This is a genomic window from Amycolatopsis methanolica 239 (genome assembly GCF_000739085.1).
Lineage (GTDB): Bacteria > Actinomycetota > Actinomycetes > Mycobacteriales > Pseudonocardiaceae > Amycolatopsis_E > Amycolatopsis_E methanolica.
In genome coordinates, this window is the sequence record NZ_CP009110.1 from 2,516,179 (window position 1) to 2,540,502 (window position 24,324).

The following is a 24,324-nucleotide window of genomic DNA, read 5'->3' on the forward strand; positions in this document are numbered from 1 at the left end:
GCTCGCCGCGTCGCGAACCTCCACATGCCCCGGATGGGCGAAACCTGGTCGAGGCGATCATGGCCGCACCGGCCGCACTGCCGAACGGACCGTCACGGCCCCCGGCACTGCCACCGCGGACACCGGGCTGCCCCGGTCCTGACCTCGATGCCGGCATCGGCGCCAGGAGCGCAGCCCGCATCTCGCTCGAGATCGGCGCTGCCTCGAACTTCACCAGCTCCGGCCACTTGGCCGCGTCACCCGCAGCTCCGGCGCCAGCATCAAAAGCGACCATCCAGCCCGGACCGGCAACCGCAAGCTGCGGGCCGTTTGGGTGGCCCGGCCTCCTTTCGGTCAGTAAATGCTGGCGGAGAGATCGAGGCCGAGTGCTCTGATTTTTCGGTACAGGGTCGATCTCGCGATGCCCAGGGCGAGCGCTGCTTGGTGTTTGTTGCCTCCTGCCTCGCGTAAGGCCTGGAGGATGGTCTGCGCTTCGATCTGTTCCAAGGTGGCGAGCTGGCGCCGCGCGGCGCGGGCTACGTACTCGGGCGGAAGGTCGTCGGTACCGATCTTCGTAGCGCAGCTGCCAGTGACGGTGCGGCGCACCAAGGTCTTGAGCGAGTTGAGGTTGCCCGGCCACTCGAGTCGAGTCAGGGCCTGGACGACCTCCGGGGTCCACTCGATTGAGTTCTTCGCTCCCGACACCTGTTCGGAGAACCGCGCGAGCAGGTCGGGGAAGTCGTCGAGGCGCTCGCGTAGCGGGGGAACTTCGAGGACCGACTCGAAGTGGTCGAGCAGGGCGTTGTGCGCGGCAGGCTCGCCGGATCTGCGCTGTGCGGTGGCCAGTAGCCGTGCGGGCGGCGTGCGGCGCAGCGCGGCTAGTGTGGCGACAGCGGTTGACGGCTCCAACGAGTCAACGTGCCGTATGACCAGGACACAAGTGGGTTCCTCGAGTTGCACGTGGAGGTGCTGGACCCAGCGGCCGTCCCCCAGTGCCGCCGCGTCGATCGCATCCACGACGCGGATAGCCTGCGCGTCCTGCAGCGCCTCCGCCACCGCGAGCCGCCCCGAACCTGGCTCGCCCACGACCAGCACCGGGCTGGTTCCGTTCCGTAAGCGGTGCGCCTGGCAGCACAGTGAGCGCCACTTCTCGGATCTGCCTACGAGGCCAGGCAGCAACACCGAAGGCTTGGGAAGGACGCCGGCTTCGGTCTTTCGCCGGGGAGCGGATCCTTTTCGAAGGAAGAGGATCGCGCCGGCGTCCGTGTCCTGCCCGGACAGGGGACAGCAGTCGACGCTGAGCACCTCGCCGTTCGGCAGTGTCAGGCTGGTCGGCCCGCTCCTGCGCTCACGGAGGCTGCGCCGCGCGTGTTCCCACAGTAGCGTTTGATCCACGCCGCCCAGCAGGCGAGCGGCGGCCGCGTTGGTGATGATGGTCGTCATGTCGAGCGCCACGATGGGGTGACGTACGTCCCGATTGTAGGTCGTGTAGGCCTCGAACAGGCGTTGTTCGCGCTGGCAGGCGCGGGCGCGCAGCGCCTCCTCGACCGCCGTGATCAGGTCGGTCACCCAGGACAGCATCAACGGAGTCGTGTCTGCCACCCGGCAGATCAACGAGACGCTTCCGAGCAGCGTTCGCCTGACCGGGTGGACGACCGGCGCGCTCGCGCAGCTGTACTGCTTGAACTTCTCGGAGAAGTGCTCGGGGCCCCGGATCAGCTCGGGCCTTCCGGTCAGCAAGGTGACGAGCCCTGTGGTGCCGACCGTTGACTCATCCATCGTGAAACCGGCGGCGACGCCCTTCGTGTCAAGGTCCGCGGCCATTTCGTGGTCGCGCACCCATCGGCGCAGCAGGTTCCCGTCACGGTCAGTCAGTACCAGTGCGCATGCGCTCTGGTCGAGTGCTGCCGCTCGCTTCTCGACAATTGATGTCACCGTTCGGGACAGGTAGTTGTCGAGCTCGATCTCGGAAAACTCCACGGGCGAGACGGCCTCGGGGGCCAGGCCTTGCAAGCGGGAGCGCCGCCACGACTCGTAAACGGTGGGACGAACGACCGAGGATGAATGGGTCGATACGTCAAGCGAGCTCGAAAAGATGTCGTCCCGTGCCTTGGCGGCTGTTCGAAGCCAGTCGTTCATCTCTTGGGTCCTTGACGAGAGCATCGTTGCCCGGTGGTGCTACCAGCGCATCCGGCCGCCGAGGGCTATCCGAGGCTGTCATCTCGTCTGGTCCTCCTCCCGTGCGCTGCGAGGAGCTTGGGGCCGTCACGCTGCGGCCTGGCGCCCACCTTGTCGTCGATGTTACCTCAGTCACGCCTCGCACAGTGTCCCATAACGAGACAGTCAGAGGCGGCCTCCTGGTTGTCGCAATTCGACACAGGTGCGGTCCGGGCGTCACATCGTCGCAGAATGCGACACATTGAACCGCGTCTTCGGTGACAGAGTTAACGGCGTCGAAAGTAGCGCGACACCCGATGGATACGTCGATCCATCTCAGCGGCAAGAACGTGGAAGGAAATTTCCCCGTCGCACCAGGAGGACGCCGAATCATGATCCCCAGTTTCCAGCTTCTTTTTCAGAATTCGGACCCGAACCAGTCCGATGCGGAGCTCTACCGCAAAGACCTCTACCTGGCTGAGCTGGCTGAGCCGCTCGGCTTCTCAGCCATCTGGTGCGTCGAGCACCACTTTGATGCGCAGTACTCGATGTGTCCCGACAACATGCAGCTGCTGTCCTACTTGGCTGCGAAGACGAACTCGATCGAGCTCGTCCCGGCGGCGGTGATCCTGCCATGGTGGACCCAGCCCCTCCGGGTCGCGGAGAAGATCGCGATGCTTGACATCCTCGCCGAGGGACGCGTGCGCCTGGGGCTGGGGCGAGGACTCTCGCGGGCGGAGTATGCCTCGCTCGGGTTGGACATGAACGAGGCGCGCGAGCGGTTCGACGAGTGCGCCGAGATGGTCCTCCGAGCCCTCGAGACAGGTGTGATCTCGGGCGACGGGCCGCTGTTCCCACAGCCGTCAGCCCCGATCGCGCCCGCCCCGCCGAGGGGGTTCCGCGACCGGGCCGTGTGCATCGCCATGTCGCCCGACTCCTTGGATGTCGCGGCGAATCTCGGTGCCGCCATGGCGACCTTCGTCCAGTTCCCGATCGAGAAGCACGCCCCTCTGATCGAGTCCTACCGGGAATCCTTCCGCAAGAAGCAGGGCCGTGAGGCACCCGCCCCGACGCTGACCGAGTTCGTCTACTGCGCGGAGGACCCCGAGGAGGCCAAGCAGACCGCGACGGAGTACATCTCGCGCTACTTCATCCAGGTCATGCGCCACTACGAGTTCGGCGGTACGCACTTCGCCGGCACGGCGGGCTACGAGTCCTACAACGCGGTGGCCGAGGTCATCCGCGAGGCCGGCCAGGAAGCCTCCGCCGCCGCCTATGTCGACGCGCAGACGTGGGGTACGCCCGAGCAGATCATCGAGAAGGTGAAGGCGCGACGTGCCGTGATCGGCGACTACCACCTCAACTGCGCGTTCACCTACGCCGGTCTGCCGCACGACAAGGCCGAGGCGAGCATGCGGTTGTTCGCTGAGAAGGTCATCCCGGTGTTGAAGGATCTCTGACCAGTTCTGCGGCTCGTGGCCGGTCGCGCGGATTCAGTCCTCGACGACCGGCCCCAGCGCCGCACGAAGCCGCTGCCACCCAGAGCGCCGGTGAGGCCGCAGCGGACCACCGATCAACTCTTGAGGACAAACATGCCCAGTGTCGAGTCCGACGCGTTGCGCGTCCACTTCAATTCCTTCACCGAGCGTCTCGCCGCCAACCCTGACGCGGATCTCGCGACCATCCGGGCAATGCTCGAGGAACTGCACGCTCGCAGCGCCGAGCCGACGGATGTCACCTACGCGGAGGTGAACGTCGGCGAGTGCGCCGGCATCGTGTGCACACCCACGAAACACACGGCCAGGGGTGCCGTGCTGTACCTGCATGGTGGTGGGTTCGTCGGCAGCTCGATGCACACGCACCGGAAGCTGGGCGGACACCTGGCCCGCCTCCTCGGTGCGCCGGTTCTTGTCCTTGACTACCGGCTGGCGCCCGAGGCTCCCTTCCCGGCGGCGCTCGACGATGCGGCCGCTGCCGTGGAGTGGCTCGTCGGCCAGGGATTCGCTCCGGAGGACATCGCATTCGCCGGCGACTCGGCAGGCGGCAACCTGGTCACAGCCCTCGCGGTCCGGCTTCGTGACCAGGGCCTGCCGCTTCCGCCTGCCATCGTGGCCTTCTCACCGTGGCTCGACCTCAGGTGCACGGGCGCGACGTTCGAGACCAATGCGGCGAGCGACGCGTTCGTGCAGCGGCCGGTCGCGGAGAACATGGCCACCATGTACCTGAACTGGACCTCACCGACGGACCCCTTGGCGAGCCCGATTTATGCCGACCTCCGGGGACTGCCGCCGATCTACGTGGCCTACGGCGACCAGGAAACGTTGCAGAGCGACAGCGAGCGGTTCGTAGAACGTGCCCGGGCAGCCGGTGTCGACGTCACCGCCGAACTCTCGCCCGGCATGCAGCACGTGTACGTTCTCATGGTCGGACGTGCGCCTGAGGCGGACGCCACGGTAGCCAATGCCGCCGCTTGGCTGGCTACCAGGTGGGGGAAGCCGTGAGCACTCCAATGCAGACGGAGCTGACCCTGCCCGCCGAAACAGACGACCTCCGTCGTGTCTACGGAGTCTTTCCCAGCGGCGTCGTCTCAGTGTGCGCGCTGGTCGACGGGAACGCTGTCGGGATGGCGTTCAGCTCCTTCACCTCGGTCTCCCTCGACCCGCCACTGGTTTCGATCTGCCCTGCCCACAGCTCTCGAACGTGGCCATCGCTGCGCAGAGCTCCCCGACTCGGGGTGAGCGTGCTCGGGGTTTCGCAGGCGGAGACGGCGCGCAGGCTCTCGTCGCGGAATGGAGACCGCTTCGCGGATCTGGAGGTCGCGAGCAGCGAGGACGGAGCACTGTTCCTGCCGGACGCGGCCGCCTGGATCGACTGCACCGTGGAGGCCGAGCTGCGGGGCGGAGACCACGATGTCGTGCTGCTCCGTGTACAGCGAATGGCGATGGCGAGCGACGTCGACCCCCTGGTGTTCCACGCCTCTTCCTTCCACCGGTTGGACCCGCTGGCCGGCTCCGGCAGAGGGTGACTGCTGCCACGAACGCAATCGAAGTCGAGTTCACCAATAGCGATGTAACTGTAGGAGGACATTATGGCTGGAAGGGTTGACGGCAAAGTCGCCTTCATCACCGGCGCCGCGCGTGGACAGGGCCGGTCACACGCGCTGCGATTGGCGCAGGAGGGCGCCGACATCATTGCGATCGACGTCTGCCGGCGAGTGCCGTACGAGGTGAGCGCCGCGGCGACCGAAGAGGACCTTGCCGAGACGGAGCGGCAGGTGAAAGGTCTGGGCCGGCGCATCGTCGCGAAGCAGGCGGATGTGCGCGACTTCGACGCCGTGAAGGCCGCGGTGGAGGAAGGCGTCAGTAATCTCGGGCGGTTGGACATCGTCAGCGCGAACGCTGGGGTCGTCGGCACCCCGACCACCACGGAGTCGCTCCCCGAAGACGAGTGGCGCACGATGATCGACATCAACCTGACCGGCGTGTGGCACACCGTGAAGGCAGCGATCCCCAGCCTCAAGAACGCTGGTCGCGGGGGCTCGATCATCCTTACCAGTTCGGTCGCAGGCCTCCGTGGATACGCCAACATGGCGCACTACGTGTCGGCCAAACACGCGGTTGTCGGGTTGACCAGGACACTCGCGATGGAATTGGCAGCCGACAGTATCAGGGTCAACAGCCTGCATCCGACGCAAGTGAACACGGACATGATCCACAACCAGCCCATCTACGACCTGTTCGCGGGTAAGCAGGGGGCCACGAAGGCGGAGTTCGCGGCGGCGTCGAGCCGGCTGCAGATGTTGCCTGTCCCGTGGGTGGAGCCGGTCGACATTTCCAACGCACTCCTCTTCCTGGCAAGTGACGAGGCCCGGTACATCACTGGCGCGGCGCTCGCCATCGACGCGGGGAGCAGCCTGCTCTGATCGATCTGGAAGCGATCGTCACCGGAGGAGCATCATGTTCAAAGCGATCCTCATCGACCGAAGCAACACCGACTACCAGGCCGAGGTGCGGAACCTCAGGGAAGAGGAGTTGCCCGACGGCGATGTGACCGTGCGGATCGTCCGCAGCAGCCTCAACTACAAGGACGCACTTGCCATCACCGGTAAGGGGCCCGTCGTCCGCAGCTTTCCGATGGTGCCTGGCATCGATCTGGTCGGCGTCGTCGAGTCCAGCGGCGACCCGGCCTATGCGCCAGGTGACCAAGTCCTGCTGAACGGCTGGGGCATCGGAGAGACCCATTGGGGTGGGCTCGCTCAGCGCGCCCGGGTTCGAGGAGAGTGGCTCATCCCGCTGCCTGCTGGACTCGACGACAGGCAAGCCATGGCCGTCGGGACCGCGGGATACACGGCGATGTTGTGCCTCATGGTGCTGGAGAGTAATGGCCTGACTCCGGAAGATGGCGAGGTTCTCGTCACTGGGTCCAGCGGCGGAGTCGGTAGCTTCGCGGTTTCATTGCTGGCTCGACGCGGCTATTCGGTGATCGCTGCGACCGGACGGCCATCCGAGGCGGGTTACCTGCAGCGGTTGGGAGCCGGCGCGATCATCGACCGGGCCGAGCTGTCCGAGCCCGGACGTCCGCTCGCCAAGGAGCGATGGGCCGCGGCGATCGATTCGGTGGGCAGCCACACCCTCGCCAACGTCTGTGCCGCGACCCGCTCGGAGGGCCTCGTGGCGGCTTGCGGAATGGCGCAGGGTTTGGATTTTCCCGCGTCGGTCGCGCCCTTCATCCTGCGGGGAGTGCGCCTGCTGGGCGTCAACAGCGTCACTCAGCCCTACATCCGCCGCAAGACCGCGTGGGAGAGGCTGAGCCGCGAGCTTCACCTGGCGCACTTGGAGGACATCAGCCAGGAGATCGGGTTGAGCGAGGTGATCCCGGCAGCATCGAAGCTGCTTGACGGCCGGATCAGAGGCCGGATCGTCGTCGACGTGAACAACTGACCAGGGGTTGGGGAGGGCGCCTGTTCTCTGGAGATTGTGCAGGTGGTACGCGCCTGGCACATTTGGAGACCTGCCGTCAAAGCTCGCTGAACGCAGGAATTCCCGTACGTCCATCCGTCGGTGGCGGACGTCGCCGCAGAAACCAGGCTGTCGTGGTCGCGGCCCCGCTCGAGTGCGAGCGGAGGTACAGGCAAAGCGGGAGCGAATCCGGAGCGGGGTGCATTCCGGTGTTGCCTTGAACAGCCCTCAATGCGCTCGAACCGCGCCCACCGGTACAGGGGGTTTTCTGTTTTCCCAGGTCGGCTCGTTTCGTCGACCAGTTGGGGTCAAGGGGCCAGCTGAGTCTTCCGGATCCTGCCGACTTGGCGTTGTGAGCCGATGCTCGCCGCCATGGAAGCGGCCTTTCCGAGGTGCTTGGCGGCCTCTTCGTGTTCATCGTGCTTCAGCAGAGCGATGCCGAGGTCGACGCGCAGGCCGATTTTGGCTCGGGTGAACGTTGGGTCCAGTCTGTCGAGCGCTGAGGTGAGCACCTGGATTGCTTCGGGTTCCCCCCACCTGCGCGAGAGCGTGACCGCGCCATCAGGCGAGGTGGGTGTCGTCGAGGGCAAGGTACGGTTCTGCGGGCTCGTTGCCGCTTGGCGGCAGGCGCCGCGCTGCTCGATGTGGTCACGCCGGCGGGCTTCAAGGCCCGTTCGAGCCATCACCCTAGGTGACTCGCATCTAGGGCCGCCGCAGCCAATGATCAACATCGTTGATCCGACTGAAGTTCTTTTCGCTGGTCAGAACCGGTGGGCCGGGCGGGGCTCGAACCCGCGGCCAAGGGATTATGAGTCCCCTGCTCTAACCAGCTGAGCTACCGGCCCCAGGCGGGCGCACGCAGCAGCACCCGCACCCATCGAAGGGTGAACGACAACATATCGCACGCCGACCGGACGCCGGTGTGGTGGGCGGGTCACCCGGACGGCCCAGTGGTGGTGCACCTGCGGTGTCGAACCGGTCGATCGGCCCGCCTCAGCGCCTAGGATGGGTGTCATGGCGGGCGGCGCGGTGCTCTGGTGGGGGTGCGGCGCCGGCCGGATCCTCGTGCACGTGCACGCCCGGAGGTAACGGCGCCGGGAGGGTACGTGAGAGGTCGGTTCGCGGAGCAGCTGTCCGAGCGGGTTCTGGTGTTCGACGGGGCGATGGGCACCGTCCTGCACGTGGCGGGCAATTCGCTGGACCGGGCGTTGCCGGAACTCACCCTCTCGAATCCGGAGCTGGTCAGCACCATCCACGAGAGTTACGTGGCCGCGGGCGCGGACGTGCTCCTCACCAACACCTTCGGCGCGAACCGGCTGCGGCTGGCCGAGCACGGGTGCTCCGTCAGCGCCCGCGACATCAACCTCGCCGCGGTGCGGCTCGCCCGGCAGGCGCGCCGCGGGGTGCACCGGACCATCTTCGTCGCCGGATCAGTCTCCCCGGCGGTGTCCTCGTCCGCGCGGGCAGGCGTCCGCGCCGACGAGCGCGCCGAGGTCGTGCGCGAGCAGGTCCAGGCCCTGGTCGACGGCGGCGTCGACCTGCTGGTCCTGGAGACCTTCGGCCACCTCGACGAGCTGGTCGAAGCCATCACGGTCGCCGCGGAGGTCACCGACCTGCCGATCGTCGCCCAGGCCACCTTCACCAGCGATGGCCTCACCCCGGCCGGCGAGACACCGCGCGAGGTCGTCAAGGCCCTCACCGGCCTCCCGGTCACCGCGGTCGGCGCCAACTGCACCGTCGGCCCCCAGCGCATGCTCGCGATCCTCGACGGACTCCGCGACGCCGGCGACCTGCCGGTGGGCGTGCACCCCAACGCGGGCATGCCGCGGCGCACCGGGCGGCGCTTCACCTATCCGGCCGCCCGCGCGCACTTCGGGCGGTACGCGCGGCGCTTCGCCGAGCACGGCGCCGCCATGATCGGCGGCTGCTGCGGCACCACACCCGGTCACATCCGCGAGGTCGTCGCGCGCCTGTCCGACCTGCGGCCCCGCCAGGCCAACCCCGTCACGGCCGTGCCCAAGCCGCGCCCGGCGCCGCCGCAGAGCCCGCTCGCCCGCCGCCTCGCCCGGCCCGGCTTCGTGCTCGCCACGCAGGTCACCCCGCACGGCGAACCGGAGGACGTGGAGCGGGTCCGCGGCGCCGGCCTGGCGCTGGTCCGCGGCAACTTCGGCGAAGCGCTCCGCCTGGAACGCGAGGCGGGCGTCGACACGATCACCACGGTCACCGCCTGGGACCGGTCGCTGGCGGCGCTGCAGGCGGACCTGCTCGGCGCCCACGCCTTCGGCCTGCGCACGGTCGTGTGCGAAACCGGAACCCCGGTCCCGCTGGGCGACTACCCGGGCGCCGACGGCATCTGGGAGGTCGACTCGGTCGGCCTGATCGGGCTGCTCGCGGGCCTCAACTCCGGCCGCGACCACGCCGGCCTCACCCTGGCCACCCGCACCGCCTTCCACATCGGCGCGCGCGTCAACCCCGGCGCGGAGGACCCGGACGCCGAACTGTCCCGCACCAAGGCGAAGATCGCCGCGGGCGCGCAGTTCCTCATCACGCGGCCGGTGTACGAGCTGGAGGGCCTGTCCCGCATGGTCACCGAACTGTCCGGTGTGGACATCCCAGTGCTGGTGGCGATCGCGCCGCTGTCCGGCTTCGCCGAAGCCGAGTACCTGGCCTACGAGGTCCCGGACGTGACGATCCCGCCGCGGGCACTGTCCGAACTGGAGGCTGCCGGGAAGCGGGAGGCCGAGGTCGGGCTGGCGCTCGCCGCGGAGCTGCTCGACGGGGCGCGCGACCTGGTCCGCGGCGCCGTGGTGGTCGCCGACGAGCACCCCGGCAAGATCGAATCGCTTCTGCGGCAAGAGAAATCGGTGCTTCAGCTGTGACCGGTCGCGGTGTTACCCTCGCTCGATGGCACTGTCGCGCAGGACGGTCCTGAAGCTGGGGGCACTCGGCACGGCCGGGTGCACGGTCCTCACGGGCCGCGCGGTGGCCGGTGAATCACCACCCGTCGAGCGCGCCCTGCGGGAGGCGATGCGCGAACTGCAAGGCGCGCCAGGCGGTCCGCCCGCCATCACCGTCGCGTTCAGACGGAGCCAGGGCACGGCCTTCCACAGCGTCGGCGTGTCCGATGTGGCGACCGGCCGGAAACCGCGGCCCGACGACCACATGCGTGTGGCGAGCGTGGCGAAGGCGTTCAGCGCCGCGACCGCGCTGTCCCTGGTGAGCCGCCGCCGGCTGGGGCTCGATGACACGGTCGGGCTGCGGCTGGACGGTTTCCCCCGGCAGTGGTCGGGGGTGACCCTCCGCCAGTTGCTCGGCCACACCAGCGGGATCCCGGACTTCAGCCGGTCGCAGCGGTTCCGCGACGCGCTGCTGGCGTCCCTGCAGGACCCGCCGCCCCCGCGCGACCTGCTCGGCTACCTCGACGACCCCGGCCCGCTGTTCGCGCCTGGCACCAGGTACGCCTACTCCAACTCGGACAACATCCTCGTCGCGCTGGTGTGCGAGGCCGCGACCGGTGCGCGCTACGAAGACCTGCTGCGGCAGCACGTCACGCAGCCGCTGGGGCTCGGCCGCATCAGCCTGCCGCGCGGCTCCGCGCTGCCCGAACCGCACCTGCACGGCTACGACGGCGCTGAGGACGTGACCACGCTCGTCGCCGCGGGCTGGAGCTGGGCCTCCGGCGGAGTGGTGTCCACACCGGCCGATCTGGCGCGCTTCATCGGCGGTTATAGGGCCCTCCTGCACCCGGCGGTGCGCGCCGCGCAGCTCACGTTCCGGCCGGGCGGTTCGGAACCGCCCGGGCCGGGCGTCAACGCGGCCGGCCTCGGCATCTTCCGCTACGACACGCGGTACGGCCGCGTCTACGGGCACACCGGCAACACCCCGGGCTACACGCAGTTCGCCGCGGCCACCCTGGACGGCCGCCGGGCCGTCGCCGTCAGCGCCACCGCGCAGATCACCCCGGACAGCGACCCCGCGCTGTTCGAGCGGTTGCGCGGGATCTACGAACTCGCCGTCGGCGCGCTCCTTCACACCAGCGCCAGGTCGTGAGCGACCACCCGGCCGGCGTGGACCACCGTGCGGTGCGGCAACCGGTCCTGCACGGCGGCCGCGGGCGCCTCGCCGTCGAGCAGCACCAGCTCCGCCGGGTCGCCGACCGCGAGCCCGGGGCGGTCGTCCACGCCCCGCAGCCGCGGCAGTGACGGGTCGAGCACCGTCGCGCCGCCCCAGGTGCCCACGGCCAGCGCGTGCTCGACGAGGTGGTCGTTGCGGAACCCGTTGGTGAACGCCAGTTGCCAGGTGCGGTCGAGCAGGTCCGCGTTGCCGTAGGGGGACCAGTAGTCGCGCTGCCCGTCGTCGCCGAGGCCGACGCGCAGGCCGGCCTCGGTCAGCCGGGTGAGCGGTAGCGTGTTGCGGCCGGGCGGCGCGACGGTCGCGACCGAGATGTCCAGCTCGGCCATCTCGGCGAGCACCTCGTCCAGCCGCGGCGGCGGGGTGTGGGCGAGGGTGAAGGCATGCGAGATGGTGACCCGGCCGCGCAAGTCCAGCGCCCGCGTCCGCTCGATGATCAGCCCGAGGCTGAACAGGCCCAGCTCGCCGGGCTCGTGCAGGTGGACGTCCACCGGCACCCCGTACCGGTCGGCGAGGTCGAACACGATGTCGAGGTGCCGCACCGGGTCGCCGTCGACGCCGCACGGGTCGATGCCGCCCATCACGCCGGCGCCTGCCCGCAGCGCGGCTTCCATCAGCGAAGGCACGCCGGGTTCGCGCAGCAGCCCGGCCTGCGGGAAGGCGATGATCTCGACGTCGGCCCGGCCGGCGTGCGCCTCCCGCGCGGCGACGACGGCTTCCAGGCGTTCCAGCTCGCAGTCCGCGTCGACCTGGGCGTAGCCGCGGACGCGGGTGACGCCGTGCGCGATGAGCAGGCCGAGCATGTGCGTGGACCGCTCGGCCATCGGCGGCCCGCCGTCCCGCCAGTGGGCGCGGTCGTGCAGCATGTTCGCCCACACCCCGCCGGGGGAGTCGTTGGGCCGCCATGGCAGGCCCAGCCGCGTGGAGTCCAGGTGGACGTGCACGTCGGAGAACGAGGGGACGAGCAACCGCCCCTCGCCCGCCAGCAGCGGCACGCCCTCCGGTGCGGGGCCGCCGGCCGCGGTCACCGCCGCGATCCGGCCGTCGCGGATCTCCACATCGGACAGTTCGCCGCCCCATGGGCGCACGCCGGTCAGGTACAGGCCCGTCACCCGGCCAGCATCGCACGACAGGCGCGGAGGACCGGCTTGATCCATCCTGGGGGGGTGGTGGTGGACGACGAGGTGGTCCGGCGGACCGCCGGTGTTTCATCGCGGCGGTGGCTGGTGATCGCCGCCGTGGCGGCCGCGCTGACGGTGGCGGTCTACCTGCTGGCCGTGTGGACGGCGAGTGGACAGGCGCTGGAGAACGCCGCGCTGCGGGGCGCCGACCAGGCGGACGCGGCGGAGTCGGGGCAGGCGTGGCAGGCGCTCGACGAGATCACGGTCTACTCGCTGGCCGGGGCGACGCTGCTCATCGCGCTGACGGGCGCGCTCCGCCGCCGCTGGGACCTCGCGGTCGCGGCGGTCGGGGTGATCGTGCTCGGCCAGGTGGTCGTGCAGGTGCTGAAGCGGTTCGTGCTGGTCCGGCCCGCGCTGGTGCCGGTGACGGGCGACTTCGGCCACAACAGCCTGCCCAGTGGCCACACCACGATCGCCATGACCGTCTTGTTCGCGGCCGTGATCGTCGCGCCGTACCGCTGGCGCGGCGTGGTGATGCTGGTCGTGCTGCCGTGGGCGGTGGGCATCGGCCAGTACACGCTCACCGCGAAGTGGCACCGCCTGTCCGACACCCTCGCCGCCGACGCGATCGCCCTCGCGCTGGCGGGGCTGGCGTCGTGGTGGCTCGCGCGGCGCGGCGCGGTGCACCCGTACGAGGGAAACCGCCGGATCGGCCGGGTGGTCATCGGCGCCTTCGCGGGGCTCGCCGCCCTGGCCGGCCTGACCCTCGGCGCCATCCTGTGGGGTGTCCCGCTGGCGCGCGAGGGCCTGGCCGGGGCGGACGAGTGGGTGATCTACCTGGGCGCCGGATCGTTCGCCTCCGCCGGGTCGATCGTCGCGGCGCTGGTGTTCCTGCTGTCCTGGCGGCGCCTGGCCACCTAGGGCGTGTCTGACAATGCCTTTGTTCAGGTGATGGCGTCGTGGATGAGGATGGCGGCGCGGTAGAGGGTGGCGAGTTTGTCGAATCGGGTGGCGATGCCGCGCCATTGTTTGAGCTGGTTGAAGCTGCGTTCGATGACGTTGCGGCCGCGGTAGTCCTGGGCGTGGAAGGCAGGTGGTCGTCCACCGCGGGAACCGCGGCGTTTCCGGTGTTCTGCTTGGTCGGCCGGTTCGGGGATCACCGCCCGGATCCCCCGCCTGCGTAGGTGTGTGCGGATGGCTCGGGAGGAGTAGGCCTTGTCTGCGCGCACCCGGTCGGGGCGGGTCCGTGCTCGCCCGCCGCCCTGTCGGGGCACCTGCAGGCGGGCCATCAGCGGTTCGAACATCGGTGAGTCCCCGGCCTGCCCCGGTGTCAGCAGGGTGGCCAGTGCGCGTGCGTTCCCGTCGACGACACGGTGGATCTTGGTGGTCCAGCCGCCACGCGAGCGGCCGATAGCGTGATCAGGCGGCTCGATGCCGGGTTTCGTGTAGTTCGATCCAGCCCCCTGTGTGGCGGGTGATGGTCGTGGCGTGCTGATGCGCCCGCGCGATGGTGGAGTCGGCCGACACCGACCAGTCGATCAGCCCGGTCGCGTCCGCGGCGGCCTGGAGTCGCTGCAGCACCACATCCCAGGTGCCCTCCCGGGCCAGCCGGCGGTGCCAGGTCCAGATCGTCTGCCACGGCCCGAACACCGCCGGCACATCCCGCCACGCGAGCCCGCAGCGGTAGCGGTAGATGATCCCCTCCACCATCGCCCGCGCATCCGAAAACGGACGCCCCGGCCTACCCGTCCCGCGCCGGCAACAAATCCTTGATCAACACCCACTGCTCATCCGAGAGCATCTGAAACCGCGACACGACCAGCAGCATCCCAGCCCCCAACCGCGATCTTTGTCAAACACGCCCTAGGCGTCAGCCGAGCAGCTTGCCGCGCAGCTCGGCCACGTCGGCCGCGTCGAAGCCGTGCGCGTCCAGCCACGTCACGACGCCCCCGTAGCGCCGGCCGACCTCTCCGAGGAACAGCGACATCGTCTCCGGCTTGGGGCGGTGGTCGTCGTCGTCCGGGCGCTTGTCCAGGTCCGGCGCGTAGGTGGGGGAGGCGCGCAGCCGGTCCAGGATCTCGTGGATCCGCTCGCCGCTGGCGGCGTAGTCGGCGATCACCGCGTCCCGCCGCACCCCGGCGACCGTGAGCGCGAACGCGGTCACCACGCCGGTCCGGTCCTTGCCCGCCGCGCAGTGCACCAGCGCCGCGCCCGGCGCGCCGGCGATCGTGCGCAGGGCGCCGACGATGCTCTCCGGCCGGTCCTCCAGGTAACCCAGGTACAGCGCGGTCATCACGTCGTCGGGGAACCGCTCGATCGTTCGCTGCCGCCGCTTCAGGTAGAGGGCGTCACTGATGTCGTCGGCCGTCGCGTCGGTGGTGCCGCCGCTCTCCGGCAGGACCGAGTAGTGGTGGTGCCGCACCGACTCGACGCTGGTCAGCGGCCCCGGGCCCTCCTTGGTCACCTCGGGGGTGCCGCGCAGGTCGACCACCGTCGTCAGGCCGAAGTCGTCGACCAGGACCTTGATGTCGCGTGGCGTGAGCCCCTGCAGGTTGTCCGACCGCAGCAGCCGCCGCTCCGCGACCGCGCCGCCGTCCTCGGTGGGCAGGCCGCCGACGTCGCGGGCGTTGACCGCCCCCTCCAGTTCGAGCCAGTGCATGACCCCATGGTTCACCGCGCCGCCGATCCCGCCAAGGGCCGCGCGCGGTCGCCGGGTCCGGCCGGCGCCGGGAGCGTGCCGGTGACCCCGCGCCGCAGCAACCACCGCCACCAGCCCAGCATCCCGATGTGCAAGGCGATCAGGTGCCCGGCGAACGTCACGATCCCGCCCAGCGTCCCGGGCCCGTTTATGAGGTAGATCACGACGATCCCGGCCTCGATCGCGGGGACGGTCCACAGCCGGAACCGGCGCGCCAGCACCGGCACGAGCGCGCCGGCGGTGGCGAAGAACCCGTAGCTGACCCCGATGTCGAGCCAGCGGCTGTCGGTGGCGGGCAGCAACCCCTCGGCGAGCGCCCACATGACCGGCAGCTCGGTCGCCAGCGTCGCGAGCACGTGCCCGCTCGCGAAGACCGCGCACGTCCACCCCGCCCCGATCCGGCGCTCCAGCGGGGCGACGGCGAACGTGAAGATGATCACGTACACGAGCGAGCCGTCGTCGCCGAGCCACAGCGCGCTGCTGACCAGGCTCATCACCGCCCGGTGCCACAGGTTGTGCGCGTCGGTGCTGGCCAGCTCCAGCAGGCGCGCCGAGACCGTCTCGCCGAGCAGGTGCTGCAGCGCGGTGGTGGCCAGCAGCAGCACGAGGTACCAGAACGTGAACGGGGTGCTCACGGGGCTGGGCAGCAACCTAGGCACGATCGCAGTCTTCCCGCGCGCGCTGTGAAAACACTGTGACCACCCGTCCGGGGCAGCGTCGGCCGAGGCGCACGATCTGCTCCGTGCCGCGAACGCGCCTGCGCGACGGTGAGCCCGGCGCGGCGGCGGAGCTGCGGGACCGGGCGCAGGGCCTCGGCGCCGTGGTGCGCGAGCGGCGGTCGCACGAACAGCAGTGGCGCCCGGCCGCGGAGAAATCGCGGTGACCGTTGCCGCGGAGGTCGGTTAGCGTCCAGGCATGCGCACAGCCTTCGGAGCCGAGTTCGACGTCCCCGCCGGATACCTCAACACTCCGAGCATCGGGATCCCGCCCGCGGCGGTGGCCGACGCGGTGGCGGCGTCCGTCGAGGCCTGGCGCGCCGGCGCCCACCAGCCCGGCGACTTCGACCCGCTCGTCGCGCGGGCCCGGGAGTCCTTCGCGCGGCTCGTCGGCGTGCCCGCGGACCGGATCGCCATCGGCGCGGCCGTGTCGCAGCTGCTCGCGAGCGTCGCGGCCGGGCTGCCCGACGGCGCCCGCGTGCTGACCGCCGAGGGGGAGTTCACCAGCGCGACGTTCCCGTTCGCCGCCCGCGGCGCGCGCGTCACCGAGGTCCCGGTCGCCGAGCTGCCCGGCGCCGTCCGCGGCCACGACCTGGTGGTCGTGAGCGTCGCGCAGTCCAGGGACGGCGCGCTGGCGGACCTGGACGCCCTGCGCGCGGAGTCCGAAGCCGCGGGCGTCCCGGTCGCCCTCGACGCGACCCAGGCTGCCGGCTGGATGCCGCTGGACCTGGAGTGGGCCGACTGGGTGGTGGCCGCGGGCTACAAGTGGCTGATGTCCCCGCGCGGCTGCGCCTGGCTGGCGGTGCACCCGCGCGCCGCCGGGCGCACGGTGCCCGTCGCCGCCAACTGGTACGCGGGCGAGGACCCGTGGCAGGCCACCTACGGCATGCCGCTGCGCCTGGCCGAGGGGTCGCGCCGGTTCGACGTGTCGCCGGTGTGGTTCGCGCACGCCGGCGCGGCGGTGGCGTTGCCGTACCTGGCTTCGCTGGACCTGACCGCGGTCCGCGCGCACGACGTCAAACTGGCCGACACCCTGCTGACCAGGCTCGGCCTGCCGGAACAGGGCAGCGCGATCGTGGCGCTGGACGCCGATCCGGCCGCGCTCGCCCGTGCCGGGGTCACGGCCAGCGTCCGCGCGGGCCGGGCGCGCGTCGGCTTCCATCTCTACAACACCGAGGACGACGTCGAACGGGTTCTGGACGCGCTGCGGTGAGTCACCCGGCCGAGTGAGCTACGGTGTCCCCCCGTGGTTAGTGCGCAGTTCACTCCCGGCCGCGGCGACACCGCGCCGCTGCCCCGGATCCCCGCCGGACCGCCGTCCCGGCGCGCGGGCGGCCCGCTGCTCAAGGCCGCCGGACTGGTGGCGGTGGCGGTCGTGGCGGGACTCGTGTGGTGGCTGGTCCGCGGCGGCTCCTCCGACGAGGCCCCGCCGGCGGCCCAGTCGCAGGCCAAGGAGTTCCAGTTCGTGGTCAGCGACGGCCCGGTGGGCGCGACCGACTGCGCGGCGAACTCCTACTCGCAGGTGAGGCAGTTCTTCACGCAGCACCCGTGCCAGCGGCTGACCCGCGCCCTCTACACGACCAGCAGCGGGGCCGGCCGCGCGCTGGTGTCGGTCGCGGTCGTGGCCATGCCCGCCCCGGAGGACGCGCAGCAGCTGAAGAAGCTCGCCGACACTGACGGCACCGGCAACGTGAACGACCTGGTGCGCGATGGCACGGCGAAGATCCCGGGCGCACCGAAACTCGCCGACGGCGACTATCTGTCCCGCGTCACCGGCGCCTCGGTGACCATCGTGCTGTCCGCCTTCTTCGACGGCCACTCCGACGAGGCCACGCTGCAGCGCATCAGCAAGGAGGCGCTGGACCTCGCGCCGGGCGCTTAACCGGCGTTGCGCAGGTAGGCGACCAGCGAGTCGATCAGCAGGAACGGCGGCTTGCCCAGCGCGGGGATCTCCGGTGACGGCGGGAGCCGCTCGCCCGCGACGACCAGCTCCTTCGAGCTCTGCAGGAACACCGGCTGGTGCCCCTCGTCCAGGACGAACATCACCGCGGTGTGGTCGACCAGCCGGGCGATCGTCGTGCCGGTGATGCCGGGCCGCGAGCCGGTGAACCGGGCGCCGGTGCCGAGGTAGACGCCGCGGCGGCCGGGGTCGGCGTCCCGCCAGCCCTGGTCGGCGCCGGGCACCAGGCGCGGATCGCCGTGGGCGGACTGGAGCTCGCTCAGCGCCCGGCCCTGCACCTGCGGCAACGGCTCGTCGACGAGCGGCTGCGCGACCTCGTACAGCGCGTAGCGGCTGCCGCCGGGCTCGGGCGGGATCAGGAACAGGTGCAGCACGACGAACTCGCCGGGCCGCCCGTGCGGCATCCGGATCAGCTGGCGCAGCAGCAGGCCGCGCAGGCGGGCGGCGCCGTCTTCGGACAGGCCGGCCAGGGTGCGGGTCAGGGTCAGCAAAGGGGCGTCCTCGGGCGTCGAACGTGTCCGGGGAAGGTTATGTCGCCACGCGCCGTCGCGCGCCCCCAGTCAGCTTTGGGCGGCCGAGCCGGGCAGCACGATCGCCGTCGGCTGCTCGCCCGCCGCCTCGCGCCAGCGGGTGCCGCGCCGCGCCGAGGCGAGCAGCGCCTTCAGCGCCACGTCCCGCAGCGCCGCGTCGTCGGTCTGCTCCAGCACGCCCCGCCAGGCCGTGGCGGCGTCGGCCTCCGCGGTGGCGACCACGCTCTTCGCCGACGTCGCGTCCGTGACCGGTCGCGGCGGGATGTAGGCGGGCTCGGCCACCCCCGGCTCCACGCCCGCGGCGGTCAGCATCCGCACGCACGCGTCGCGGCGGTCCTGGTGCTCGGCGGTGCCGTCGGCGACCCCCGCGGTGTAGTTGCCCGGCAGGAACGCGCTGACCAGCCCGTAGATCCACAGGGCCGCGTGCTCGGCCGACAGGGCCTGCTGCACCGGCCCGACCGACTCCGGCGGGATGGCCGACGCCGTCGCGGTCACCTGGCCGGGCTCGGCGCCCGGCCCCAGCTTGGTGCCGACCTGCTGCAGCCCGGCGCAGCCGCCCGCGACGGCGGCCACCAGCCCGGCCCGGTACCGCGGCAGCCCGCCGACCAGGGCCTCGGCCTGCTGACGGGCGGTGGCCAGCCGCTGCTTCAGCCCCGCCATGCCCTGCTCGGCGGGCACGACGGCGCTCGCCTGCGACTTCGGCCGGTTGAGCCGGTCCACTTCGGACTGCAGGGCCCGCGCGTGCGCGGTGCGGGCCGCCGAGTACTGGCGCGCCACGTCCGCGTCGGCGGATGCGGACACGGCCACGGCGTCGGCCGCGGCAGCGTCGGCACGGGCCTGCTCGGCCAGCAGGGCCAGCGGATCCGGTTCGTCGGAGTAGCCGGTTGCGCACGCGGCGAGGGGCGCGGCCAGTGCCGCGAGCGCGCTCGCGCGCAGGACGTCACGACGGGTACGGGGTCTCACGTGCGCCCATCCTGCCAGGGGACCGGTGACCACGGGCGGTGACCGGGGCCAACAAGATAAGCTTGTCCCTCACCAACCGACAACACACCAAACAGGAGAGCGCCAAGGTGCCTGGAGAACTCGCCGCCCGGCTCGAGCCGATCGTGGCCGAAGCCGTGTCCGGCGCGGGTTTCGACCTCGACGCGCTCGACGTCCAGCAGGCGGGCCGCCGCAAGCTCGTCAAGGTCGTCGTCGATTCCGACGACGGCGTGGGACTCGACGAGGTCGCCGACGTCAGCCGTGCCGTCTCGGCCGCGCTTGACGAGAACGAGCAGCTGATCGCGGGCGCCTACACGCTCGAAGTGACCTCGCCCGGCGTCGACCGCCCGCTGACCCGCCCCCGCCACTGGCGCCGCTCGCGGTTCCGCCTCGTGCGGATCACGCCGCGGGAGGGCGCCGAGTACGTCGGCCGCGTCGGGCACGCGGGCGAGGACTCGGTGCGGGTGCTGGTGGACGGTGCGGTCCGGGACGTGGCCTACGCCGACGTGGCCAAGGCCGTGATCGAGATCGAGTTCAGGCAACCACCGACCGAGGAGCTGAAGCTGCTCGACCAGGACGCCTCGGAGCACAACGCGGGCGAGCCGGAGGAGGATCCGAAGTGAACGTGGACATCGCGGCCCTGCGCGCGATCGAGCGGGACAAGGACATCCCCTTCGAAACGGTCATCGAGGCCATCGAGACCGCGCTGCTGACGGCCTACAAGCACACCGAGGGGCACCAGCCGCACGCCCGCATCGACATCGACCGCAAGACCGGCGTCGTGCGCGTCCTCGCGCACACGCTGGACGAGAACGGCGAAGTCGACGAGGAGTGGGACGACACCCCCGAGGGTTTCGGCCGCATCGCGGCGACCACCGCGCGGCAGGTCATCCTGCAGCGCCTGCGCGACGCCGAGCACGAGAAGACCTACGGCGAGTTCTCCACCCGCGAGGGCGAGATCGTCGCCGGCGTGATCCAGCGCGACGCGCGGGCCAATGCCCGCGGCATGGTGATCGTGCAGGTCGGCGACACCGAGGGGGTGATTCCCCCCGGCGAGCAGGTGGCCGGCGAGCGGTACGAGCACGGCGAGCGCATCAAGGCGTTCGTGGTCACCGTGTCGCGCAGCGCCCGCGGCCCGTCGATCACGCTCTCGCGCACCCACCCGAACCTGGTGCGCAAGCTGTTCGCGCTGGAGGTCCCCGAGATCGCCGACGGCACCGTCGAGATCGCCGCGGTGGCCCGCGAGTCCGGGCACCGCACCAAGATCGCCGTCCGGTCCACCGTGCCGGGCGTCAACGCGAAGGGCGCCTGCATCGGCCCGATGGGCCAGCGGGTGCGCAACGTGATGAGCGAGCTCGGGGGTGAGAAGATCGACATCGTCGACTACTCCGAGGATCCGGCTCGCTTCGTCGGGAATGCGCTGAGCCCGGCGAAGGTTGTTTCGGTACGGGTGGTGGACGAGCGCGCGAAGACGGCCCGCGTGGTCGTGCCGGACTTCCAGCTGTCCCTGGCCATTGGCAAGGAGGGCCAGAACGCCCGCCTGGCCGCCCGGCTGACCGGGTGGCGGATCGACATCCGCAGCGACGCGGCGGCCTCCGAGGAGGACGCCACGCCCGCAGCGACAACCGGTTCGGCTGAGTGACAGGCCAGGAGTTAAACTCGACGGTGGTGCGGAGCTCGCGCTCGGGTACAGCATGCTCGAAGCACCGGGGCGACACCCCGGTGCGCACGTGCGTGGGGTGCAAGAAGCGGGCTCCCGTCGGTGAACTACTGCGAGTGGTCGCGCTGGACGGGCGGCTGGTCGCCGACACGCGTCGGCGGCTGCCGGGGAGGGGTGCCTGGTTGCACCCCGGGCCGGAGTGCCTGGCCAAGGCCGAGCGGCGGCGGGCGTTCCCCAGGGCCCTGAGGGTCCACGGGACGCTCGACGTGGCGGAGCTGCGCGAGCACCTGGGGCAGGACGCCGGGAAGCATGGACAGGGGAGCGTCCCCGGTCCGGATGGAACGAAGGAAGCAGGTCGACCCGTCATGAGTCAGCCGTGAAGCTGAAGCCATGAACGCGCGACGATAGGACGAGGTCGAGCGGGTTTTGCCGCCCGGCCTCACCAGTTGAGGAGAGCAGTGGCAGGCAAGGCCCGTGTGCACGAGCTCGCGAAGGAGCTCGGGGTTACGAGCAAGGAAGTTCTCGCCAAGCTGAAGGAGCAGGGCGAGTTCGTGAAGTCGGCGTCGTCGACCGTCGAGGCACCCGTTGCCCGGCGGCTGCGTGACGCCTTCGTCACCAAGGACAGCAAGCCCGCCGGCCGGTCCGGCGGCGCCCGGCCGGGACCGCCGGCCGGGAACGGCAACGGCGCGGCTCCCAAGCCGGCCGCGCCGCGTCAGCAGCAGCCGCAGGCGCGCCCGGTCCCGGGCGCCAAGCCCGGCCCGCGTCCCGGCCCGCAGCAGCAGGCCCCGGCGCCCCAGGCGTCTGCGCCGCAGGCCCCCGCGCCCCAGGCGCCGGCCCCGCAGCAGCAGCGTCCGGCCCAGCAGCCGGCTCCGCAGCAGCAGGCCCCGGCCGCGAAGGCGCAGCCCCAGGCACCCAAGCCCCCGGTGCCGCGTCCCGGCGCGGGTGGCTCCGGCCAGTCCGGCTCGGTGGTGCCGCCCAAGCCGCAGGGCCCCAAGCCCGGGCCGAAGCCCGGTCCGCGCGCCCCGCGGCCCGGCAACAACCCGTTCGGTGTCGGCCAGGGCGCCCCGGCGCCGCGTCCGCCGGCACGTCCCGGCGGCCAGGGCGGCGAGCGCCCGGCCGAGCGTTCCGGCGGCGGTGACCGTCCGGCTCCGCGTCCCGGTGGCGGCGCCCGCCCGAACCCGGGCAACATGCCGCCGCGTCCGAACCCGGGCATGATGCCCGGCCGCGTGCAGCGGCCCGGCGGTGGTCCCGGCGGCGCGGGCCGTGGTGGTCCCGGTGGCGGCCGCGGTGGTGCGGGCGCGGGCCGTGGCGGACCCGGTGGTCCCCGTGGCGGCGGCGCTCCGCGTGGCGGTCCCGGCGGCGGTGGCGGCGGTTTCCGCCCCGGTGGTGGCGGTGGCGCCCCCGCCGGCGGTGGCTTCCGCGGTGGCGGCGGTCGTGGCGGCGGCGGTGGCCGCGGCGGCACGGCCGGTGCCTTCGGCCGTCCCGGTGGACCCTCGCGCAAGGGCCGCAAGTCGAAGCGGCAGAAGCGCCAGGAGTACATGGAGAACATGCAGGCGCCGTCGGTCGGTGGCATCCGGCTGCCCAAGGGCAGTGGCGAGACCATCCGTCTGCCGCGCGGCGCCTCGCTGACCGACTTCGCGGAGAAGATCGACGCGAACCCGGCCTCGCTGGTGCAGGTGCTGTTCCACCTGGGTGAGATGGTCACCGCGACGCAGTCCGTCTCGGACGAGGTGCTGGAGCTCCTCGGCTCGGAGATGAACTACAACGTCCAGGTCGTCTCCCCCGAGGAGGAGGACCGCGAGCTGCTGGAGACCTTCGACATCACCTACGGTGAGGACGAGGGCGGCGAGGAGGACCTGCAGGTCCGCCCGCCGGTGGTGACCGTCATGGGTCACGTCGACCACGGTAAGACCCGCCTGCTCGACACCATCCGCAAGACGCGGGTGCACGAGCGGGAGGCCGGCGGCATCACCCAGCACATCGGCGCCTACCAGGTCGAGACCGAGCTCGACGGCAACCCGCGCCTGATCACCTTCATCGACACCCCGGGTCACGAGGCGTTCACCGCCATGCGTGCCCGTGGTGCGAACTCCACCGACATCGCGGTGATCGTGGTCGCCGCGGACGACGGCGTCATGCCGCAGACGGTGGAGGCGATCAACCACGCCCAGGCGGCCAAGGCGCCGATCGTGGTCGCGGTCAACAAGATCGACAAGGAAGGCGCGAACCCGCAGAAGATCCGCCAGCAGCTCACCGAGTACAACCTCGTGGCGGAGGAGTACGGCGGCGACACCATGTTCGTCGACATCTCCGCCCGCGAGAACATCAACATCGACGGGCTGCTCGAGGCGATCCTGCTGACCGCGGACGCCACCCTGGACCTCCGGGCCAACCCGGACATGCCGGCCCAGGGTGTCGCGATCGAGGCGCACCTCGACCGCGGCCGCGGCCCGGTGGCCACCGTGCTGGTCCAGCGCGGCACCCTGCGGGTCGGCGACTCGGTCGTCGCCGGTGACGCGTACGGCCGCGTGCGGCGGATGGTCGACGAGTACAACGAGGACGTCACCGAGGCGCTGCCCTCGCGTCCGGTCCAGGTCATCGGCTTCACGTCGGTGCCTGGCGCGGGCGACACGTTCCTCGTCGTCGAGGAGGACCGGGTGGCCCGGCAGATCGCCGAGCGCCGCCAGGCCCGCATCCGCAACGCGCAGAACGCCGCGAAGCGCAAGCGCGTCAGCCTGGAGGACCTGGACTCCGCGCTGAAGGAGACCAACAGCCTCAACCTGATCATCAAGGGTGACAACTCCGGTACGGTCGAGGCCCTGGAAGCGTCGCTCATGCAGCTGGACGTCGGCGACGAGGTCGAGCTGAACGTGGTCCACCGCGGCGTCGGTGGTGTCACCGAGAGCGACATCGACCTGGCGACGGCCTCCGACGCGATCGTCCTGGGCTTCAACGTGCGGGCCGAGGGCAAGGCGACCGAGCGGGCCAACCGCGAGGGCGTCGACGTCCGGTACTACACGGTGATCTACCAGGCGATTGACGAGATCGAGCAGGCCCTCAAGGGCATGCTCAAGCCGGAGTACGAAGAGGTCGAGCTGGGCCGCGCCGAGGTCCGGGAGGTCTTCAAGTCCTCCAAGTTCGGCACCATCGCCGGTTGCCTCGTGCAGTCCGGGGAGATCCGCCGCAACGCGAAGGCGCGTCTCCTGCGGGACAACGTGGTCGTCGCCGAGAACCTGCCGGTCAGCTCGCTGCGGCGGTTCAAGGACGACGTGGTCGAGGTCCGCGAGGGCTACGAGTGCGGTCTGACGCTCGGGTCCTACAGCGACATCAAGGTCGACGACGTCATCGAGACCTACGAGCAGCGCGAGAAGCCGCGCGTCTGAGTCGGGTAGTGGTTCGCGGGGCCGGTCTGGTGACCGGCCCCGCGTCCTCA

General features: G+C 71.0%; 24 protein-coding genes and 1 tRNA gene. 15 read left to right on the top strand and 10 right to left on the bottom strand.

The window, feature by feature from the left end; all coding sequences use genetic code 11:
• Nucleotides 1-333: 333 nt before the first annotated feature.
• Complete coding sequence (locus tag AMETH_RS12065; RefSeq protein WP_051079393.1) at nt 334-2,118, bottom strand: sigma-54-dependent Fis family transcriptional regulator; 1,785 nt, start codon at nt 2,116-2,118, stop codon at nt 334-336.
• 335 nt (nt 2,119-2,453) lie between these two features.
• Between AMETH_RS12065 and AMETH_RS12070 the strand changes: the two genes are divergently transcribed.
• The 5 genes from AMETH_RS12070 (at nt 2,454) to acuI (ending at nt 7,076) form a co-directional block, all read left to right on the top strand.
• The gene (locus AMETH_RS12070; RefSeq protein WP_223843130.1) at nt 2,454-3,596 is read left to right on the top strand and encodes an LLM class flavin-dependent oxidoreductase; all 1,143 of its coding nucleotides are present in this window, start codon (nt 2,454-2,456) and stop codon (nt 3,594-3,596) included.
• A 132-nt stretch (nt 3,597-3,728) separates the two neighbouring features.
• A complete protein-coding gene (locus AMETH_RS12075; protein WP_038532974.1) occupies nt 3,729-4,637 on the top strand; it encodes an alpha/beta hydrolase in 909 nt (302 codons plus the stop codon).
• A complete protein-coding gene (locus tag AMETH_RS12080; RefSeq protein WP_223843131.1) occupies nt 4,634-5,161 on the top strand; it encodes a flavin reductase family protein in 528 nt (175 codons plus the stop codon). The genes AMETH_RS12075 and AMETH_RS12080 overlap by 4 nt, the downstream gene beginning before the upstream one ends.
• Before the next feature lie 63 nt (nt 5,162-5,224).
• Entirely contained in the window at nt 5,225-6,058 is an 834-nt protein-coding gene (locus tag AMETH_RS12085) for a mycofactocin-coupled SDR family oxidoreductase (RefSeq protein WP_017981735.1), read from the top strand.
• Between the two features lie 34 nt (nt 6,059-6,092).
• Nucleotides 6,093-7,076, top strand: coding sequence for an acrylyl-CoA reductase (NADPH) (gene acuI / locus AMETH_RS12090; RefSeq protein WP_017981736.1), 984 nt, complete (start codon nt 6,093-6,095; stop codon nt 7,074-7,076).
• A 326-nt stretch (nt 7,077-7,402) separates the two neighbouring features.
• Here acuI and AMETH_RS37915 read toward each other — a convergent pair whose 3' ends face one another.
• Together AMETH_RS37915 and AMETH_RS12095 are read right to left on the bottom strand one after the other, a co-directional pair.
• Entirely contained in the window at nt 7,403-7,777 is a 375-nt protein-coding gene (locus AMETH_RS37915; RefSeq protein WP_156131655.1) for a hypothetical protein, read from the bottom strand.
• 88 nt (nt 7,778-7,865) lie between these two features.
• Nucleotides 7,866-7,939 (bottom strand) — tRNA-Ile (locus AMETH_RS12095).
• A 261-nt stretch (nt 7,940-8,200) separates the two neighbouring features.
• On the opposite strand from AMETH_RS12095, the gene AMETH_RS12100 reads away from it, so the two are divergent.
• Together AMETH_RS12100 and AMETH_RS12105 are read left to right on the top strand one after the other, a co-directional pair.
• Nucleotides 8,201-9,973, top strand: a complete 1,773-nt coding sequence (locus AMETH_RS12100; RefSeq protein WP_017981738.1) for a homocysteine S-methyltransferase family protein — start codon at nt 8,201-8,203, stop codon at nt 9,971-9,973.
• A 25-nt stretch (nt 9,974-9,998) separates the two neighbouring features.
• Nucleotides 9,999-11,144: a serine hydrolase domain-containing protein gene (locus AMETH_RS12105; protein ID WP_017981739.1), complete on the top strand. Its 1,146-nt coding sequence runs from the start codon at nt 9,999-10,001 to the stop codon at nt 11,142-11,144.
• On the opposite strand, the gene AMETH_RS12110 is transcribed toward AMETH_RS12105, so the two are convergent.
• The gene (locus AMETH_RS12110; protein WP_017981740.1) at nt 11,123-12,337 is read right to left on the bottom strand and encodes an amidohydrolase family protein; all 1,215 of its coding nucleotides are present in this window, start codon (nt 12,335-12,337) and stop codon (nt 11,123-11,125) included. The two genes, AMETH_RS12105 and AMETH_RS12110, sit on opposite strands and share 22 nt — an antisense overlap.
• A 54-nt stretch (nt 12,338-12,391) precedes the next feature.
• Between AMETH_RS12110 and AMETH_RS12115 the strand changes: the two genes are divergently transcribed.
• Nucleotides 12,392-13,267 carry a phosphatase PAP2 family protein gene (locus AMETH_RS12115; protein WP_017981741.1) on the top strand — a complete coding sequence of 292 codons (876 nt, stop codon included), beginning with the start codon at nt 12,392-12,394 and terminating at the stop codon, nt 13,265-13,267.
• Nucleotides 13,268-13,290: 23 nt separating this feature from the next.
• Here AMETH_RS12115 and AMETH_RS42890 read toward each other — a convergent pair whose 3' ends face one another.
• From AMETH_RS42890 to AMETH_RS12135, 4 genes are all read right to left on the bottom strand, one after another.
• The gene (locus AMETH_RS42890; RefSeq protein ID WP_081617543.1) at nt 13,291-13,842 is read right to left on the bottom strand and encodes an IS5 family transposase; all 552 of its coding nucleotides are present in this window, start codon (nt 13,840-13,842) and stop codon (nt 13,291-13,293) included.
• Entirely contained in the window at nt 13,766-14,056 is a 291-nt protein-coding gene (locus AMETH_RS42895; RefSeq protein WP_017981743.1) for a transposase, read from the bottom strand. Before AMETH_RS42895 ends, AMETH_RS42890 begins: the two co-directional genes overlap by 77 nt.
• A gap of 160 nt (nt 14,057-14,216) precedes the next feature.
• Nucleotides 14,217-15,005, bottom strand: coding sequence for a tyrosine-protein phosphatase (locus tag AMETH_RS12130; protein WP_017981744.1), 789 nt, complete (start codon nt 15,003-15,005; stop codon nt 14,217-14,219).
• An 11-nt stretch (nt 15,006-15,016) separates the two neighbouring features.
• On the bottom strand, nt 15,017-15,679 hold the full coding sequence (locus AMETH_RS12135; RefSeq protein ID WP_017981745.1) for a rhomboid-like protein: 663 nt from the start codon (nt 15,677-15,679) through the stop codon (nt 15,017-15,019).
• 107 nt (nt 15,680-15,786) lie between these two features.
• Between AMETH_RS12135 and AMETH_RS37925 the strand changes: the two genes are divergently transcribed.
• Genes AMETH_RS37925 through AMETH_RS12145 form a run of 3 tightly spaced genes read left to right on the top strand, consistent with a single transcriptional unit; the run spans nt 15,787 to nt 17,642 of the window.
• On the top strand, nt 15,787-15,927 hold the full coding sequence (locus AMETH_RS37925; RefSeq protein ID WP_017981746.1) for a CysS/YqeB C-terminal domain-containing protein: 141 nt from the start codon (nt 15,787-15,789) through the stop codon (nt 15,925-15,927).
• Between the two features lie 32 nt (nt 15,928-15,959).
• Entirely contained in the window at nt 15,960-16,973 is a 1,014-nt protein-coding gene (locus tag AMETH_RS12140) for an aminotransferase class V-fold PLP-dependent enzyme (RefSeq protein ID WP_017981747.1), read from the top strand.
• A 33-nt stretch (nt 16,974-17,006) separates the two neighbouring features.
• On the top strand, nt 17,007-17,642 hold the full coding sequence (locus AMETH_RS12145) for a hypothetical protein (protein ID WP_017981748.1): 636 nt from the start codon (nt 17,007-17,009) through the stop codon (nt 17,640-17,642).
• Here AMETH_RS12145 and AMETH_RS12150 read toward each other — a convergent pair.
• Together AMETH_RS12150 and AMETH_RS12155 are read right to left on the bottom strand one after the other, a co-directional pair.
• Nucleotides 17,639-18,211 (bottom strand): hypothetical protein, encoded by a 573-nt coding sequence (locus AMETH_RS12150; protein WP_017981749.1) that lies wholly within the window; start codon nt 18,209-18,211, stop codon nt 17,639-17,641. The genes AMETH_RS12145 and AMETH_RS12150 overlap by 4 nt on opposite strands.
• Before the next feature lie 69 nt (nt 18,212-18,280).
• A complete protein-coding gene (locus AMETH_RS12155; RefSeq protein WP_017981750.1) occupies nt 18,281-19,213 on the bottom strand; it encodes a ferritin-like domain-containing protein in 933 nt (310 codons plus the stop codon).
• A gap of 107 nt (nt 19,214-19,320) precedes the next feature.
• Here AMETH_RS12155 and rimP point away from each other — a divergent pair, with 107 nt between their 5' ends.
• From rimP to infB, 4 genes are all read left to right on the top strand, one after another.
• Complete coding sequence (gene rimP / locus AMETH_RS12160) at nt 19,321-19,854, top strand: ribosome maturation factor RimP (protein WP_017981751.1); 534 nt, start codon at nt 19,321-19,323, stop codon at nt 19,852-19,854.
• Nucleotides 19,851-20,873, top strand: coding sequence for a transcription termination factor NusA (gene nusA / locus AMETH_RS12165; protein ID WP_017981752.1), 1,023 nt, complete (start codon nt 19,851-19,853; stop codon nt 20,871-20,873). The genes rimP and nusA overlap by 4 nt, the downstream gene beginning before the upstream one ends.
• A gap of 134 nt (nt 20,874-21,007) precedes the next feature.
• Nucleotides 21,008-21,271 carry a YlxR family protein gene (locus AMETH_RS12170; protein WP_026153042.1) on the top strand — a complete coding sequence of 88 codons (264 nt, stop codon included), beginning with the start codon at nt 21,008-21,010 and terminating at the stop codon, nt 21,269-21,271.
• A 78-nt stretch (nt 21,272-21,349) separates the two neighbouring features.
• A complete protein-coding gene (gene infB, locus AMETH_RS12175) occupies nt 21,350-24,274 on the top strand; it encodes a translation initiation factor IF-2 (RefSeq protein ID WP_026153043.1) in 2,925 nt (974 codons plus the stop codon).
• Nucleotides 24,275-24,324 lie beyond the last annotated feature (50 nt).